We start from the raw sequence: 15,819 nt of genomic DNA, 5'->3' as shown, positions 1-15,819 counted from the left end.
AAAATCAATAGCGGTTGCCGGTGACCCAGAGCGCCAGGCGCATGAGCGCGAAGGCGGCCCGGTCGCGCAGCCGCTGGCCCCAGGGGCGCGCGCCGTAGGCCAGCGGGTCCAGCCGGCGGCCCGCGTGCTCCATGGCGTCCACCAGGCGGGAGCGCAGCGCCCGCGCGAAGCCTGCATCCTCCACCACGACGTTCGCCTCGCGCGCCAGCAGCATCGACAGCGGATCGAGGTTGGAGGAGCCCACCGTGGCCCAGGGGCGGCTGCCCTGTGCGTCGATCACCGCCACCTTGGCGTGCAGGAAGCTCGGCGCATATTCGTGGATCTCCACGCCCGCCGCCAGCAGCGCGCCGTACACCGGCCGCGCCGCGTGGTACTGCATGAAGTACTCGTAGCGTCCCTGCAGCAGCAGCCGCACGCGCACGCCCCGGCGCGCGGCCAGCACCAGCGCGCGCCGCAGCTTGCCGCCGGGCAGGAAGTAGGCATTGGCGATGATGATTTCCTCGCGCGCGTTGCCGATCGCGCGGCGGTAGGCCCGCTCGATGCGGCTGCGGTTGCGCAGGTTGTCGCGCAGCAGCAGGCCCGCGCGCAGGCCCGTGCCGTCCGCCGGACCGGCCAGCGCCGACTCGCGGGCGATGCGTTCGGCCTGGCGCGCCTGCGCCGCGGCGCGCAGGTCCCGCACCAGGTCGGCCAGCCGGTGCCGGCGTGCGTCCTTGCCGGCCTGCAGCCGCCACCAGACCTGCTCCATCGCCTCGCCCGCTTCCTCCACGATGGCGCCTTCCATGCGCACCGCGAAGTCGAACCGCGGCGCCTCCAGCGCGCCGTGGTTGGGGTCGTGCAGGTCGTCGAGCACGTTGATGCCGCCGCAGTAGAGCACGCAGCCGTCCACCACGCAGAGCTTGCGGTGCAGCCGCCGCCAGCGCTTTGGGAACAGCAGCCCGAGCGGCCCGAGCGGCGAATACACCTGCATGCGCACGCCCGCCTCCTCGAAGCGCTCCGGCCAGGGAGAGCACAGGATGCCGGTGCCCACGCCGTCCACCACGAGGTGCACGCGCACGCCGCGCCGGGCCGCGCGGACCAGCGCTTCGGCGATCTCGGCCCCGGCACCGGTGCAGTCGAAGATGTAGGTCTCGAACTGGATGTCCGAGATCGCCGCGTCCATGTCGGCCACCAGCGCCGGGAAGAGCTCGCCCGACCCCTGCAGCAGCGCGATGCGGTGGCCGCCGGAGAGCGCGGCCGGCGCCGCGCGCCGCCCGAGCGCGAAACGCGGGGGCGGCCGGTTCACAGCCGGAACTCGGCGATCAGCGGCAGGTGGTCCGACATGCGCCACCAGATGCGCCCGCGCGGCACGTGCAGGCCCAGGGGCTCCATGCCGCGCACGTAGACGTGGTCCAGCTGCACCACCGGCAGGCGCGCCGGGTAGGTGAAGGCGCGATGCAGGCTCTCGTACTCCTGCATGCCGAACTCCGCCAGCGCGCGCTTGACCTGCAGGCCCCAATCGTTGAAGTCGCCGGCCACCACCAGGGGGGCGCCCGCCGGCACCTCGCGCGCCACGAAGCGCTGCAGCTGCGCCACCTGCCGCACGCGGCTGCCCGGGATCAGCCCCAGGTGCACCACGATGGCGTGCACGCGGCGCCCGTGCACCTCGAGCTCCACGTGCAGCAGTCCGCGCTGCTCGAAACGGTGGTCGGAGATGTCCTCGTGCTGGTGGCCGATCACGGGCCAGCGCGTGAGCAGCGCATTGCCGTGCTCGCCATGGCGCGTGACCGCGTTGGTGCGGTAGACGGCCTCATAGCCCTCGGGCGCGAGGAAGTCCGCCTGCGGCATTTCGGGCCAGCGCGCGAAATGCTGCGCGCCGCGGTGGTGCAGCTTGCGCACTTCCTGCAGGCAGACGATGTCGGCATCGAGCTGCTCCACCGCATGACCGAGGTTGTGGATCTCCAGCCGGCGGGCCGGGCCCACGCCCTGCACGCCCTTGTGGATGTTGTAGGTGGCGACCCGCAGAATGCCGCCGTCGTCCGGGACGTCCGTTGCTTCCATGGCGCGATTGTGGCCCAGGAGCGCGGCCCCGGGCATCTACCGTCCCCCGGGAAGCGGCAAAGCCCTACACTGGTGGATATCCCCACCAGGCCGTGCCGCGGCCCTGCCATGTCCAGCGCCAAAGCCGCCGCCGTCCCTCCCGAATCGCAGGCCCTGGTCATCGACGGCAACGCCACGTCGCGCAGCATCCTCGTGGCGCAGCTGCGCGACTACGGCATCGGGCGCGTGGTGCAGTGCAGCCGGGTGCAGGACGCCCGCGCGCGGCTGGAGCACACCGTCTTCGACTACGTGCTCTGCGAGCAGTACTTCCAGGAAACGGGCCAGTCGGGCCAGACGCTGCTCGACGACCTGCGGCGCGCCCAGATGCTGCCGTTCTCCACCGTCTTCTTCATGGTGACGGCAGAGGCCTCGTACGGCGCCGTCGCCGAAGCCGCGGAATCCGCGCTCGACGGCTACCTGCTCAAGCCGTTCACGCCCCTCGCGCTGTTCGAGCGGCTGTCGCTCGCGCGGCTGCGCAAGAACCACCTCAAGCCAATCTTCGACGCCATCGGCGCGGAGGACTTCGAAGGGGCCGCCAGCCTGTGCGTGGAGCGCTTCGAGGCCCGCCAGCCCTACTGGCTCTATGCGGCGCGCATCGGCAGCGAACTGCTGCTGCGCCTGGGCCGGCACACCGAGGCCCGGACGCTCTTCGAGGCCGTCATCGACGCGCGCGCCCTGCCCTGGGCCAAGCTGGGCGTGGCCCGCGCGCAGATCGAGGCCGGCCAGGCGCCGCGGGCGGTCACCACCCTGCAGGGCATCATCGGCGACGACGCCTCGTTCGCCGACGCCTACGACGTGCTCGGGCGCGCGCAGGTGGAGATGGGCCAGTTCGACGAAGCGCTCGGCACCTACCGCACCGCGGCCCAGCTCACGCCCGACTCCATCGTGCGGCTGCAGAAGCTGGGCATGATGGCCCACTACCTGGGGGAGCGCGAAACCGCCACGAAGATGCTCGCGCGGGCGGCCGTCCTGGGGCTCGATTCCAAGCTGTTCGACTACCAGTCGGTGGTGCTGCTCGCGTTCAACCATTTCGACGCCGCCGACCGCAAGGGCCTGGAGCGGTGCATGGCCGACTTCGCGCGCATCCGGGAGCGACATCCCGGCAGCGAGCGCCTGCTGCGCTTCGAGAACGTCGTGCGCACCCTGCAGCTGATCCTGCAGCGGCAGTTCGGGCAGGCCGTCGCCGGCGTGCGGGCGATGGCGGCGGAGGCGTCGGCACCGGATTTCGATTTCGAGGCCGCCTGCAACCTCATCGGCCTGCTGGCCGTGCTCATGCAGACCTCGATCGATCTGCCGGAAGCGCCGGGCTGGGTCGACGCGCTGGGCATGCGCTATTCGAACACGCGCAGCCTGTGCGAGCTGCTGGCCAACGCGGGCAGCCTCTGCCCCGCGTATGCCGAGGCCGTGCGCGCCTGCCTGCCGCGCGTGAACCGCGCGGCCGAGGAGGCGATCGCGCACAGCCTGGGCGGGGATCCGGGCGGCGCCGTGCGCCAGCTGATCGTGCGCGCCGACGACACCCTCAACACCAAGCTGCTGGACCTCGCGCAGCAGGTGCTGACGCGCTACGCCGCACGGCTGGACCCGGCTCTGGTCGCGGCCCAGGAAGCGGAGATCGCGGCCCTGCGGGAGCGCTGCGGCCACGCGCCGCCGCGGGCGATGCTGGGCCAGGGCACGGAGCGCAAGCCCGGCGAGCTGGTGCTGCGCACCGGCCGGGCCGCCGTCGCCCGTCCCGAAACCGTGCGCCCGCCTCCCGCTGCCGACACCGGTACCGCGGCCGGTGCCGCCGCCGCAGCCGCCGCCGGCGCGGACGCCGCCGACGTGCTCCGCCTGCGACCGGCCTGAAGCAGCCGGCCGGCCGCGCCGCCCTCGGCGCCGTGCGGCCCCCTCAGCGCCAGCCCGGCGGCCGCGGCGCGCCGGCGGCAAAGCGCGGCAGCAGCAGGCACGCCTCGGCATTCGAGGGCGAGAAGCAGGCGAGCGCGGCCTCGCGCCACGGCAGCCACTGCCAGGCGTCGTGCTCGCGCGGGCTGAGCACCACCGGCGTGCCGGACGGCACGCACAGGCCGAACAGCCGCTCGCGATTGCGCACCACGCCCGGGGCGTAGCGGTGCCGCCACTGCGGCCAGATCTCGTATTCGTTCTCCAGGAACCAGTCGGCCAGCACGTGCCCCGGCGCCCGGGCATCGATCCCGGTCTCCTCGCGCACCTCGCGCACCGCGGCGGCCTCGAACGGCTCTTGCGGCCAGTCCTTGCTGCCCGTGACCGACTGCCAGTGCGGCTCGCCGCCACTGCCCACGCGGCGGATCAGCAGCACGTCCAGGGCCGGCGTGTGGATCACCACCAGCACCGATTCGGGCAGCTTGAAGGCGGCGGGCGAGCCCTCCATCGGCCGCCTCAGCCGCCGGCCGGCCGCGTGCGCACCGGCACCGCGGGTGGCAGCTCCTTGGCCTGCAGGGCCCGCACCTGCGCCACGAGCTGGTTGTGCGCATCGAGGAAAGCCGCGGCGATCACCTTGCCTTCGTTCGTGTTGCTCCAGCCGGCCCCGGCGCCCCCACCCAGGCGGCCCAGCACCAGCCCGCCCACGCCCAGGTCGGTGGTGCGCGCGGCGCCCGTGGCGGCCGCCACCTGCTCGGTGGTCTCGTTGTCCGACAGCAGCAGCGCCGTCTGCGCTTCCTTGAACTTCACCTGCTCGGCGAGGCCGACGAGGCCCGCCACGTCGCGCAGCCCCGGGATCATCGCGAGAATGCCGCCCAGGCCCCGGCCGGCGTCCTGCTCGCTGAAGGTGACGCTCGGAGTGAGCGTGTACTGCGCCTCGTAGCCCCGGCCCTTGCGCACCGTGGACTCCTTGCGCAGCACGCCGGACTCGCGCAGGTCCTGCTCCTGCACGGTGCCGCGCAGGCCGGCGGCGCGGTCCACCACGCGAAAGCACCCGCTCTGCTGGGCCAGCAGCTTGACCAGCGGCACGGGCGAGGCCGGCAACTGGTAGCCGGAGCCCATCACGTAGCCGTTCGGATTCTCGGCCAGCGCCAGCGTGGCCACCGGCGCATCGCAGCGCACCAGCTCGCGCGCCGCATTGCGTGCGCCCTCCGGGCCGGCGGAGCCGCTCACCACCGAGCCGCCCTCGCCCAGCTCCGTCTTCTTCTCGCCGCAGGCCGCCAGGGCCAGCGCCACGGCCACGAGCCCAGCGCTTTTCGCGAAACCACGCATGGATACAGCTCCTTGTCACGAGTTTTGTGGGGCACTCCCAAAAAAAATGGCAGAAGCCGCGAGGCCCCTGCCATGGGATGGAAGATACCGTCGCCGGCCCCCGGTCAGACGGCCTTGGCGGCGTCCAGGTTGCGCAGGCGGATGTGCAGCTCGCGCAGCTGCTTCTCGTCCACCGGGCTCGGCGCCTGCGTCAGCAGGTCCTGCGCGCGCTGCGTCTTGGGGAAGGCGATCACGTCGCGGATCGACTCTGCGCCCGTCATCAGCGTGATGAGGCGGTCCAGGCCGAAGGCGAGGCCGCCGTGCGGGGGCGCGCCGTACTGCAGCGCGTCCAGCAGGTAGCCGAACTTGGCGCGGGCGTCCTCGGGCGTGAGCTTGAGGGCCGCGAACACCTTGCTCTGCACGTCGGCGCGGTGGATCCGCACCGAGCCGCCGCCCAGCTCCCAGCCGTTCAGCACCATGTCGTAGGCCTTGGCGATGCAGCGGCCAGGGTCGGTGTCCATCAGGTCCTCATGGCCGTCCTTGGGCGCCGTGAAGGGGTGATGCACGGCCACCCAGCGGGCGTCGTCCTCGTCGTACTCGAACATCGGGAAGTCCACCACCCAGAGCGGTGCCCAGACGTTCTCGAACAGGCCGTTCTTCTTGCCGAACTCGCTGTGGCCGATCTTCAGGCGCAGCGCGCCGATCGCGTCGTTCACCACCTTCAGCTTGTCGGCGCCGAAGAACAGCAGGTCGCCGTCCTGCGCGCCGGTGCGCTTCAGGATCTCGGCGATGGCCGCGTCGTGGATGTTCTTCACGATCGGCGACTGCAGGCCGTCGCGGCCTTTCGCCAGTTCGTTGACCTTGATGTAGGCCAGGCCCTTGGCGCCGTAGATCTTCACGAATTCGGTGTACGCATCGATCTCGCCGCGCGACAGGCCGCCGTTCTCGCGCGCGCCGCCGGGCACGCGCAGGGCCACCACCCGGCCGCCGACCATGTTCGCCGCGCCGGAGAACACCTTGAAGTCCACGTCCTTCATCACGTCGGTGAGTTCGGTGAATTCGAGCTTCACGCGCAGGTCGGGCTTGTCGGAGCCGAAGCGGAACGCCGCGTCCTGGTACGTCATGATCGGGAATTCGCCCAGGTCCACGTCCAGCTGGGTCTTGAACACCTCGGTCACCATGCGCTGGAAGATCGCGCGGATCTCTTCCTCGCCCAGGAACGAGGTTTCGCAGTCGATCTGCGTGAACTCGGGCTGGCGGTCGGCGCGCAGGTCCTCGTCGCGGAAGCACTTGGTGATCTGGTAGTAGCGGTCGTAGCCGGCCACCATCAGCATCTGCTTGTAGAGCTGGGGCGACTGCGGCAGCGCGAAGAACTGGCCGTCGTGCACGCGGCTGGGCACGAGGTAGTCGCGCGCGCCTTCGGGCGTGCTCTTGCCCAGCATGGGCGTCTCGATGTCGATGAAGCCTTCCTTGTCCAGGAAGTTGCGCACCTGGATCGCCGTCTTGTAGCGCAGCATCAGGTTGCGCTGCATGTAGGGACGGCGCAGGTCGAGCACGCGGTGCGTGAGGCGCGTGGTCTCCGACAGGTTCTCGTCGTCCATCTGGAACGGGGGCGTCACCGAGGGGTTCAGCACGTTCAGCTCGTGGCACAGCACCTCGATCTTGCCGCTCTTCAGGTTGTCGTTGGTCGTGCCCTCGGGGCGCGCGCGCACCAGGCCCTTGATCTGCACGCAGAACTCGTTGCGCACGCCTTCGGCAGTCTTGAACATGTCGGCGCGGTCCGGGTCGCACACCACCTGCACGTTGCCTTCGCGGTCGCGCAGGTCGATGAAGATCACGCCGCCATGGTCGCGGCGGCGGTTCACCCAGCCCGCGAGGGTGACGGTTTGGCCCATCAGGGCTTCGGTGACGAGACCGCAATAGTGGGAACGCATGGCCATGGGTGCTTCTTCCTGCGCCCGCGGGGAGCGCGCAAACGGGATGGGGAGGGTTTCCAGGCGCCCCACGGGGAGGCGATCGAAAACGGGGTTACTTGGGTTCGGGAGGCGTGAGGTCCGGCGGAGCCACGACGCCCATCGATACGATGTACTTCAGCGCCGCATCGACGCTCATGTCGAGCTCGACGCAGTCGCTCTTGCGCAGGATCACGAAATAGCCGCCGGTGGGGTTGGGCGTCGTCGGCACGTACACGCTGACGTAGCCGTCACGCAGGTAGGCGGCCACTTCGCCGCTCGGCGAGCCGGTGATGAAGGCGACCGTCCAGACGCCCTCGCGCGGCCACTGCACGAGCACCGCGGTGCGGAAGGCGTTGCCGCTCTCCGAGAACAGCGTGTCCGAGACCTGCTTGACGCTCGAATAGATCGAGCGCACCACCGGGATGCGGCTCACGAGCCGGTCGCCCCACTCCACCAGCTTGCGGCCGGCGAAGTTGCTCGCCAGCGCGCCCACGGTGAGCAGGATCGCGAACGTGAGCAGCACCCCGAAGCCGGGGATGTGGAAACCGAGCAGCCGGTCGGGCTGCCAGTTCTCCGGCAGGATCTGCAGGGTCTGGTCGAGCGTGCTGATGATCCAGTGCAGGACCCAGGCGGTGATCACGCCCGGAACGATCACCAGCAGGCCCGTGAACAGCCATTTGCGCAAAGCGGACATCGAGGGGCGTTCAGCTCTTGGAGGAGGAAGCGGCGGGCGCCGCGGCGGAGGGTGCGGCCGCCGGGGCCGGCGACGCGGCCGGCGCGGGCGCTGCGGCGGGGGCCGCGGCACCGCCGCCGGAGCCTTCCGCGGCCGGGGCCGGTGCGCTCGCACCGCCGCCGTTGCCGCCGCGGAAATCGGTCACGTACCAGCCCGAGCCCTTGAGCTGGAAGCCGGCGGCCGTGACCTGCTTGGAGAAGGTCTCCGCGCCGCAGGCGGGGCAGACCGTGAGAGGGGCATCGGACATCTTCTGCAGCACATCCTTGGCATGGCCGCAGGAGCCGCATTTGTAGGCGTAGATAGGCATGTGTACCGTGCTTAATACCGAGCTGTGGGAAATGCGGACGCAAGCGCCGCAAAACCTTCAATTATAGGCAGGCGCTACCGCAGGCCCGCGGCGCCGCCGCCAGGCCCCGCCCGCTCACCCGGCGCCCACCACGCGGTGGTGCGGCGCGTGGCGGTTGGCGAGCCACTGCGGTGCGAGCGAACCCGCCAGCATCCCCACCGCGGCGGCCAGCACCCCGGCGAGCTGCGCCGGGAACACGGCGCCCACCGGCAGCGCGATGAACGCCAGCCAGAAGCCCAGGCCCAGCACGATCGCGCAGAGCGCGCCCTGGGTGGTGGCGCGCTTCCAGTACAGGCCGAACACCAGCGGCACGAATGCGCCCACCAGCGGCACCTGGTAGGCACCCGAGACCAGCTCGTAGATCGAGGTGCCCTGCATGCGGATCGAATAGGCCAGCACCAGCAGGCTGAACACCAGCGTGCTGATGCGCATCGTGCGCAGGTGCTCGCGGTCGCTCACGGCGGGGCGGAACTGCCGCCAGATGTTCTCGGTGAAGGTGACGCTGGGCGCCAGCAGCGTGGCCGAGGCGGTGGACTTCAGCGCCGACAGCAGCGCACCGAAGAACAGCACCTGCATCACGAACGGCATCTTCTCCAGCACCAGCGTGGGCAGCACCTTCTGCGGATCTTCCTTGAGCAGCGCCGCGGTCTCGTTCGGCATGATGAGCAGCGCGCTCGCCACGAGGAACATCGGCACGAACGCGAACAGGATGTAGCAGATGCCGCCGATCACCGGCCCGCGCGTGGCGGCCTTCAGGTTGCTGGCGGACATCACGCGCTGGAACACGTCCTGCTGCGGGATCGAGCCGAACATCATCGTGATGCCGGCCGCGATGAAGAACACCACGTCGTGGAACTTCGGCTCCGGCAGGAAGCGGAACAGGTCGCGGCTGGCCGCGAAATCGATGACCTTGTCCGCCCCGCCCGCCATCCGGCCGGCGAACACCGCGATGATCGCCAGGCCCACCACCAGGATGATCATCTGGATGAAATCGGTCACCGCCACCGACCACATGCCGCCGAAGAGCGTGTACGCGAGGATCGACACCACGCCGATCGTCATCCCCATCGGGATGCTGACCGAGCCGCCCGAGAGCAGGTTGAACACCAGCCCCAGCGCCGTCACCTGCGCGGCCACCCAGCCCAGGTAGCTCAGCATGATGATCAGCGAGCAGATCACCTCCACCGCCCGGCCGTAGCGCTCCCGGTAGTAATCGCTGATCGTGAGCAGCGTCATCCGGTAGAGCTTGGCCGCGAAGAACAGGCCCACCAGGATCAGGCAGAAGCCGGCGCCGAACGGGTCCTCCACCACGTTGCCCAGCCCCCCTTCGATGAACTTGGCGGGAATGCCCAGCACCGTCTCCGAGCCGAACCACGTCGCGAACGTCGTGGTGATGATCATGTAGAGCGGCAGGTGCCGTCCCGCGATGGCGAAATCCGCCGTGTTCTTGACGCGCTTGGCGGCCACCAGCCCGATGGCGATGGTGACCAGCAGATAGACGATGACCAGGGTCAGCAGCACGGCATGCTCCTCGATGTCGCGAAGTGATGGGGGTTGCAGTGGGGTGGGGGAAGGCGGAACCGGCGGCGCGCCGCGCAGGAGCGCGGCGGACGCGCCGTCAGTAGATCCGCCAGCGGATGAGCAATTGCAGTGCCAGCAGCCCCAGCACGAAGCCCAGGCCGCCGTAGATCAGGCCCTGCAGCAGGCGGTTGGTGCGGCGCTGCTCGGCCAGCAGCTCCTGCATCTCGCGCCGGTGGTCGTGCGGCTTGTGGCGCAGGTAGTCGTGCAGCAGGCGCGGCAGCTCGGGCATCATCTTCGCGAAATGCGGCGCCTCGGCCTTCACCTCGCGCCAGAAGCGCTGCGGCCCCATCTGGTCGAGCATCCACTTCTCGAGGAACGGCTTGGCCGTGCTCCAGAGGTCCAGGTCCGGGTCGAGCTGGCGGCCCAGGCCCTCAATGTTGAGCAGCGTCTTCTGCAGCAGCACCAATTGCGGCTGGATCTCGACCTGGAACCGGCGCGAGGTCTGGAAGAGCCGCATCAGCACCATGCCGAGCGAGATCTCCTTGAGCGGCCGGTCGAAGTACGGCTCGCAGACGGCGCGGATGGCCGATTCGAGTTCGTTGATGCGCGTGTCGGCCGGCACCCAGCCGCTTTCCACGTGCAGCTCGGCCACGCGCTTGTAGTCGCGGCGGAAGAAGGCCGTGAAGTTCTGCGCGAGGTATTCCTTGTCGAACTCGGTGAGCGAACCGACGATGCCGAAATCGAGCGAGATATAGCGGCCGAACGAGCCGGGCTCCAGGCTCACCTGGATGTTGCCCGGGTGCATGTCCGCATGGAAGAAGCCATCGCGGAACACCTGGGTGAAGAAGATCGTGACGCCGTCGCGCGCGAGCTGGCGGATGTCCACGCCCGCCGAGCGCAGCCGCTCGATCTGGCTGATCGGCACGCCGTTCATGCGCTCCATCACCAGCACCTCGGGGTGGCAGAAGTCCCAGAGGATCTCGGGAATGCGCACCAGGCCCAGGCCTTCCATGTTGCGGCGCAGCTGCGCGGCGTTCGCGGCCTCGCGGATCAGGTCGAGCTCGTCGTGCAGGTAGTTGTCGAATTCCGCCACCACCTGCCGGGGCTTGAGCCGCTTGCCGTCGGCCGACAGGCTCTCCACCCAGCCGGCCATCGCGCGCATCAGGCCCAGGTCGTTGTCGATCACCGGTAGCATGCCGGGCCGCAGCACCTTCACGGCCACCTCGCGCTCCACGCCGTAGCGGTCGCGGACCACCGCGAAGTGCACCTGCGCGATCGAGGCGCTGGCGACCGGCTCGCGGTCGAACGACACGAAGATCTCGCCGATCGGGCGGCGGAAGGCGCGCTCGATCGTGGCCACCGCCACGTTCGGATCGAACGGGGGCACGCGGTCCTGCAGCAGGGCGAGCTCGTTGGCGATGTCCGGCGGCAGCAGGTCGCGCCGCGTGGAGAGCACCTGCCCGAACTTCACGAAGATGGGCCCCAGCCGCTCCAGCGCCTCGCGCAGGCGGCGGCCGCGCGGGGCGTCCAGGTTGCGGCCGACGGAGACCACGCGCGCGAGCATCCGCAGCCAGGGCTTCTGGAAGCTCGTCAGGACCAGTTCGTCGAGCCCATGGCGCAGCACCACCCAGACGATGGTGGCGCCGCGGAACAGCCGGCTCATGGAGCGCCGCGGTCCGAGCCGGGCGCGCCGGCCTGCGGGCCGTCGTCGGGCGCCGGGCGCCCTGCGGCCATGCGCATGCCCACGAACTGCTTGAGCGCCTGCGCCACGCGCCGCGCCACCGTGCCGATCGCATGGGCGGGCGCGTCGCCGATGATGCGCGCCAGGTCTTCCTCGAGGTCCCAGCGCACGTGGTCGGCCAGCCACTGGATCTCGGCGGCGAGCTGCACGTCGCCCTCGATGCGGATGGCGGGCCGGGCGCCGCGCAGGGCCGTCTGGGCCAGCGACAGCGGCGAGGTGTCGGTGATCTCCACCCGCAGGTCCGGCACGGCGGCCTCACCGGCCAGATCGAACAGGCCGGCGGGCGTCACGCGAAGCGCCATCGAGTAGGCGCGCCACTGCACCCGGGCTACGCTGCCGCTCTGCCGCACGAGCCGCTCCATGGCCTCGGGCTCCTGCATGAGCACGTGGTTGACGAGCAGCACGAGCCGGTGCTGGACCTCGTGCACCAGCCATTGCGGGGGCTGCGGGCCGCCGGCCAGGCGCTCGAAGAGCCCGTCCAGGAACGAAAAAGGGGACTGTGGTGCTGCCATAGTCCCCGATTATTCCCCGAACTGGCCCGGGCGCCCGAAAGCTTGTCCGTACGCGCGCCGCGCCATTAGGAAAAAAGAAAAACCGCGGGCCGCCTGCGGCCCGCGGAGCGCCTCACTGGAGCGCCTGCACGCCCGCCACCAGCCAGCCGCTGCTGCCGCTCTTGGGCTTGGTCATGTTCCAGACCTCGCGGAACGGGCTCGGGCCGGCGGAGAGCTCCTCGCGGATCATGCCGGAGAACTCGACGCTGGCCATGTAGCCGTCGCCCAGGTCCTCGATGCCCAGCAGCTGCGCCTCCAGCATCACCACGTCGGTGTGGTTGGGCTGGTTCGCGCCGCGCAGCGATTCACGCTCGCTCAGCTGGGAGCGGATCTCGTCGATCATGCTGTCGGTCATCATCGAGCGCAGCGTCGGGATGTCGGAGCGGTCCCAGGCGGCCTGCAGCGTGACGAAGTTGCGCTTGGCCGCATCGAGGAAGCCCTGCGTGTCGAAATCGGCCGGAATGCCCCAGTTCTGCGAGCCCGCGAGGCCCGAGCCGATCACCACGCCGCTGCCCACGCCGGCGCCACCGGCGCGCGAGGCGTCGAAGGCCATGCCGCTGCGCTCGAAGGGGCGCGCGGAGGCATCGTTGCCCACGTTCTGCGGGCTGTACTGGCGCGGCACGGGGGCCTCGGCAGGAGACACCGAGCCGGCGCCCGCGCCCTGGAAGGCGAACGGCGCACCGCCGCCCGCGCCGGCACCCGCCGCCACGGGGCCGGATTTGCGCGAACGCATGATCATGCCGATCACCGCGAAGGCCACGAGCGCGAGCAGCGCGATCAGCAGGAAGTTGCCGAAGGCGGCGCCCAGGCCGAGCGAATGGGCCAGCCAGGCCAGGCCCAGGCCGGCGGCCAGGCCGCCGAGCATCGCGCCCCAGGGCTTCTTGGGCGCCGCCGCGGCGGGCGCGGCGTTGGGTGCGGCCGCGGGCTTGGCCGCCGCCGCGTTGTTCACGTTCTGCGCGGGAGCGGCCGGCGCGGCGGGCGCGGCCTCGCGCTGCGTCACGTTGCTCGACTGCTTGCCGACCGACTTGCCGCCCCCCATGCGGCGGGCATCGGCATCCAGGTGGACCACGGCGAGCATCGCCACCAGAGCCAAGGACCAGAATTTCATCATGTCATCTCCTTCTATTTATCGGGAGCCGCGGACGCGGCTCAGCACTTGATTCCAACATGCAAGGCGACCACGCCGCCCGTCATGTTGTGATAGTCCACATGCCCAAAGCCATTTTTTTGCATGAGGGATTTGAGTTCCTCCTGGCCGGGATGCATGCGGATCGATTCGGCCAGGTAGCGGTAGCTCGCGTCGTCGCCGGCCACGAGCTTGCCCAGGCGGGGCAGCACCTTGAAGGAATACCAGTCGTAGGGCTTGCGCAGCGGCTTGGCCACCTGCGAGAACTCCAGCACCAGCAGGCGGCCGCGCGGCTTGAGGACGCGGCACATCTCGGCGATGGCCTGGTCCTTGTGCGTCATGTTGCGCAGGCCGAAGGCCACGCTCACCACGTCGAAATGGTTGTCGGGGAACGGCAGGCGCTCCGCGTCGCAGACCAGCGTGGGCAGCACGGTGCCGCCGTCGATCAGGCGGTCGCGGCCCACGCGCAGCATGGATTCGTTGATGTCGGTGTGCACCACCGTGCCGCTCGCGCCCACCTTCTTCGCGAACGCGCGCGCCAGGTCGCCGGTACCGCCCGCGATGTCGAGCACGCTCTGGCCTTCGCGCAGGTTGGCGACCATCACGGTGTAGGCCTTCCAGGCCCGGTGCAGGCCACCGGACATGAGGTCGTTCATGAGGTCGTACTTCGAGGCCACGGAATCGAACACGCCGCGCACGCGGCGGGCCTTGTCCTTCTCATCGACCGACTGGAAACCGAAATGGGTGGTGCTCATGGTGGGCATGCTAAGAGCGCGGGGCCGCGCAGATGGCGACAACCCCGCAGAGGGTTGGGGCATGTGTCGCGCGGCGGGTACGCGAAACCTGAAGGGAAAACCGGCGCCGGCGCTCGTGGAAAAAAGTGCAGGCGCTATCAATATTAGAGCATGGGGTCATTCGGTGCCGCAGGCGCCTCCGGGGCTCCCGCTGCCGCTGCGCCCCGCCGCCATGGCCGCATCGCGGTCGAGCCCCGCGGCCGCGAGGCGCTCCAGGTACTGCCGCCAGAGCGTCTCCTGCTCCCGCCCGAGCCGGTACAGGTACTGCCAGGTGAACAGGCCGCTCTGGTGCCCGTCGGAGAACACGGGCTTGATCGCGTAGTGGCCGACGGGTTCGATGGCGGTGATCTCCACGTCCCGCTTGCCGGTCTGCAGCACCTCCTGGCCCGGGCCGTGGCCCTGCACCTCCGCGGAGGGCGAGTACACCCGCAGCAACTCGAACGGGATGCGGAAATGCGCGCCGTCCTCGAAGGCGATTTCGAGCACGCGCGAGGTGCCATGCACGGTGAGCGATTGCGGCGCTGCGGCGGCGGCCGTATGCGGGTCTGCCATGGGGAGTCCTTCTCTACTCGTCTCGTCTTGCCGACACGCGGCGGGCCGCGCGGTAGCAACTCTTACATTCGTGGACGAGAATTGTCCCACCACCCGCCATCCCACACAGGCCCACATGCCAAGCACCGACGCTTCCCCGTCCCCCGCGCACCGATCCGTCCGGGAGGGGCGCCTGGCACGCAAGGCCTTCTGGGTGATGACCCGGCGGGTGACCGTGATGGCCGCGGCCGTGGACGCGTCCTTCATCCCGCTCTTCCTGCTGCTCGGATCGCCGCTGCTGACCTGGATCAACGTGGCGAGCATCGCCCTGTACGCGGCGGCCCATGCGCTGCTGCGGCGGCACCGCAACGGTGCCGCGCTGGTGCTGATATGGACCGAGGTGGTGGGCCATTCCGCGCTCGGCACCTGGCTGATCGGCTGGAACAGCGGCTTCCACTACTACCTGCTGATGTTCATTCCCGCCATCGTGGTGGGCCGGGGGCGCCGCAGGGTCACGCCGGTCCTGCTGCTGGCGCTGTTCGTCTTCTACATCGGCATGTACGAGCTGTCGCGCCGCCACGGCGCGCAGGCGCCGCTCGACGCATCCGGGCTTTCCGTCATGCATGCGTTCAACGTGGCGGTGGTGTTCGCCATGGCGGCCTACACGGCCCGCTACTACTACGGATCGGTCCTGCGCGCCGAGCGCCGGCTGGAGGACCAGGCCGCCACCGATCCGCTCACGGGACTGTCCAACCGGCGGCGCCTGGCCAGCCTCGCCGCGGAGCGCATCGCGCAGGCACGGCAGGCCGGAGAGCCGGCGGCGGTGGTGATCGCGGACATCGACCACTTCAAGCGCATCAACGACTCCCACGGCCATGACGCCGGCGACCGGGTGCTGGTGCACGTGGCGGACCTGCTGGCGCGCAACAGCCGCGCGCAGGACCTGCTGGCGCGCTGGGGCGGCGAGGAGTTCCTGCTGGTGATGCCCACGTCCGGCCTGGACGATGCGCTGGCCGTGGCCGAGCGCATGCGCGACGCCGTGGCCCGCCAGCCGGCCGGCCACGGGGCCGGCGCCATCCCGGCGAGCGTGTCCCTGGGCGTGGCGCAACTGCGCAGCGGCGAGTCGCTCGAAGCCGCGATCGCCCGCGCCGACCGCGCGCTGTATGCCAGCAAGGATGCGGGGCGCAACCGCGTGACCGCGGCGGACTGACCGGCGGCCGGGCCCCGGCCCCGGCCCCGGACGGTGCCCTCTCCCGGCGCGT

The 15,819-nt window shown here is 70.4% G+C and carries 15 protein-coding genes; 2 read left to right on the top strand and 13 right to left on the bottom strand.

Annotation, left to right across the window (positions count from 1 at the left end):
* Positions 1-4 precede the first annotated feature (4 nt).
* Positions 5-1,210, bottom strand: a complete 1,206-nt coding sequence (gene clsB, locus Q9R47_RS06745; RefSeq protein WP_404977111.1) for a cardiolipin synthase ClsB — start codon at positions 1,208-1,210, stop codon at positions 5-7.
* Positions 1,211-1,278: 68 nt separating this feature from the next.
* Entirely contained in the window at positions 1,279-2,037 is a 759-nt protein-coding gene (locus tag Q9R47_RS06740; protein ID WP_311232436.1) for an endonuclease/exonuclease/phosphatase family protein, read from the bottom strand.
* Positions 2,038-2,145: 108 nt separating this feature from the next.
* Here Q9R47_RS06740 and Q9R47_RS06735 point away from each other — a divergent pair, with 108 nt between their 5' ends.
* Complete coding sequence (locus Q9R47_RS06735) at positions 2,146-3,918, top strand: response regulator (RefSeq protein ID WP_311232435.1); 1,773 nt, start codon at positions 2,146-2,148, stop codon at positions 3,916-3,918.
* Positions 3,919-3,961: 43 nt separating this feature from the next.
* On the opposite strand, the gene nudB is transcribed toward Q9R47_RS06735, so the two are convergent.
* The 11 genes from nudB to Q9R47_RS06680 form a co-directional block, all read right to left on the bottom strand.
* The gene (gene nudB / locus Q9R47_RS06730; protein ID WP_311232434.1) at positions 3,962-4,459 is read right to left on the bottom strand and encodes a dihydroneopterin triphosphate diphosphatase; all 498 of its coding nucleotides are present in this window, start codon (positions 4,457-4,459) and stop codon (positions 3,962-3,964) included.
* An 8-nt stretch (positions 4,460-4,467) separates the two neighbouring features.
* Positions 4,468-5,280 carry a CsgG/HfaB family protein gene (locus Q9R47_RS06725; protein WP_311232433.1) on the bottom strand — a complete coding sequence of 271 codons (813 nt, stop codon included), beginning with the start codon at positions 5,278-5,280 and terminating at the stop codon, positions 4,468-4,470.
* Positions 5,281-5,384: 104 nt separating this feature from the next.
* Complete coding sequence (gene aspS, locus Q9R47_RS06720) at positions 5,385-7,199, bottom strand: aspartate--tRNA ligase (RefSeq protein ID WP_311232432.1); 1,815 nt, start codon at positions 7,197-7,199, stop codon at positions 5,385-5,387.
* A gap of 88 nt (positions 7,200-7,287) precedes the next feature.
* Entirely contained in the window at positions 7,288-7,908 is a 621-nt protein-coding gene (locus Q9R47_RS06715) for a DUF502 domain-containing protein (protein ID WP_311232431.1), read from the bottom strand.
* A 10-nt stretch (positions 7,909-7,918) separates the two neighbouring features.
* Entirely contained in the window at positions 7,919-8,254 is a 336-nt protein-coding gene (locus Q9R47_RS06710) for an FmdB family zinc ribbon protein (RefSeq protein WP_171410651.1), read from the bottom strand.
* A gap of 114 nt (positions 8,255-8,368) precedes the next feature.
* Complete coding sequence (locus tag Q9R47_RS06705; RefSeq protein WP_311232430.1) at positions 8,369-9,814, bottom strand: sodium:solute symporter family protein; 1,446 nt, start codon at positions 9,812-9,814, stop codon at positions 8,369-8,371.
* Positions 9,815-9,911: 97 nt separating this feature from the next.
* The gene (gene ubiB, locus Q9R47_RS06700; protein ID WP_311232429.1) at positions 9,912-11,477 is read right to left on the bottom strand and encodes a ubiquinone biosynthesis regulatory protein kinase UbiB; all 1,566 of its coding nucleotides are present in this window, start codon (positions 11,475-11,477) and stop codon (positions 9,912-9,914) included.
* The gene (locus Q9R47_RS06695) at positions 11,474-12,067 is read right to left on the bottom strand and encodes a hypothetical protein (protein ID WP_311232428.1); all 594 of its coding nucleotides are present in this window, start codon (positions 12,065-12,067) and stop codon (positions 11,474-11,476) included. Before Q9R47_RS06695 ends, ubiB begins: the two co-directional genes overlap by 4 nt.
* 112 nt (positions 12,068-12,179) lie before the next feature.
* Positions 12,180-13,217 (bottom strand): Tim44-like domain-containing protein, encoded by a 1,038-nt coding sequence (locus Q9R47_RS06690; protein WP_311232427.1) that lies wholly within the window; start codon positions 13,215-13,217, stop codon positions 12,180-12,182.
* A gap of 38 nt (positions 13,218-13,255) precedes the next feature.
* A complete protein-coding gene (ubiE, locus tag Q9R47_RS06685; RefSeq protein WP_311232426.1) occupies positions 13,256-13,987 on the bottom strand; it encodes a bifunctional demethylmenaquinone methyltransferase/2-methoxy-6-polyprenyl-1,4-benzoquinol methylase UbiE in 732 nt (243 codons plus the stop codon).
* A gap of 156 nt (positions 13,988-14,143) precedes the next feature.
* Positions 14,144-14,578, bottom strand: coding sequence for a DUF971 domain-containing protein (locus Q9R47_RS06680; protein ID WP_311232425.1), 435 nt, complete (start codon positions 14,576-14,578; stop codon positions 14,144-14,146).
* Positions 14,579-14,693: 115 nt separating this feature from the next.
* Here Q9R47_RS06680 and Q9R47_RS06675 point away from each other — a divergent pair, with 115 nt between their 5' ends.
* The gene (locus tag Q9R47_RS06675; RefSeq protein ID WP_311232424.1) at positions 14,694-15,767 is read left to right on the top strand and encodes a GGDEF domain-containing protein; all 1,074 of its coding nucleotides are present in this window, start codon (positions 14,694-14,696) and stop codon (positions 15,765-15,767) included.
* Positions 15,768-15,819 lie beyond the last annotated feature (52 nt).

Origin of the sequence: Acidovorax sp. PRC11 (assembly GCF_031844105.1) — a bacterium.
GTDB lineage: Bacteria > Pseudomonadota > Gammaproteobacteria > Burkholderiales > Burkholderiaceae_C > Paracidovorax.
The sequence above is the reverse complement of the archived record's forward strand: the minus strand, read 5'-3'. Positions and strand labels throughout refer to the sequence as shown.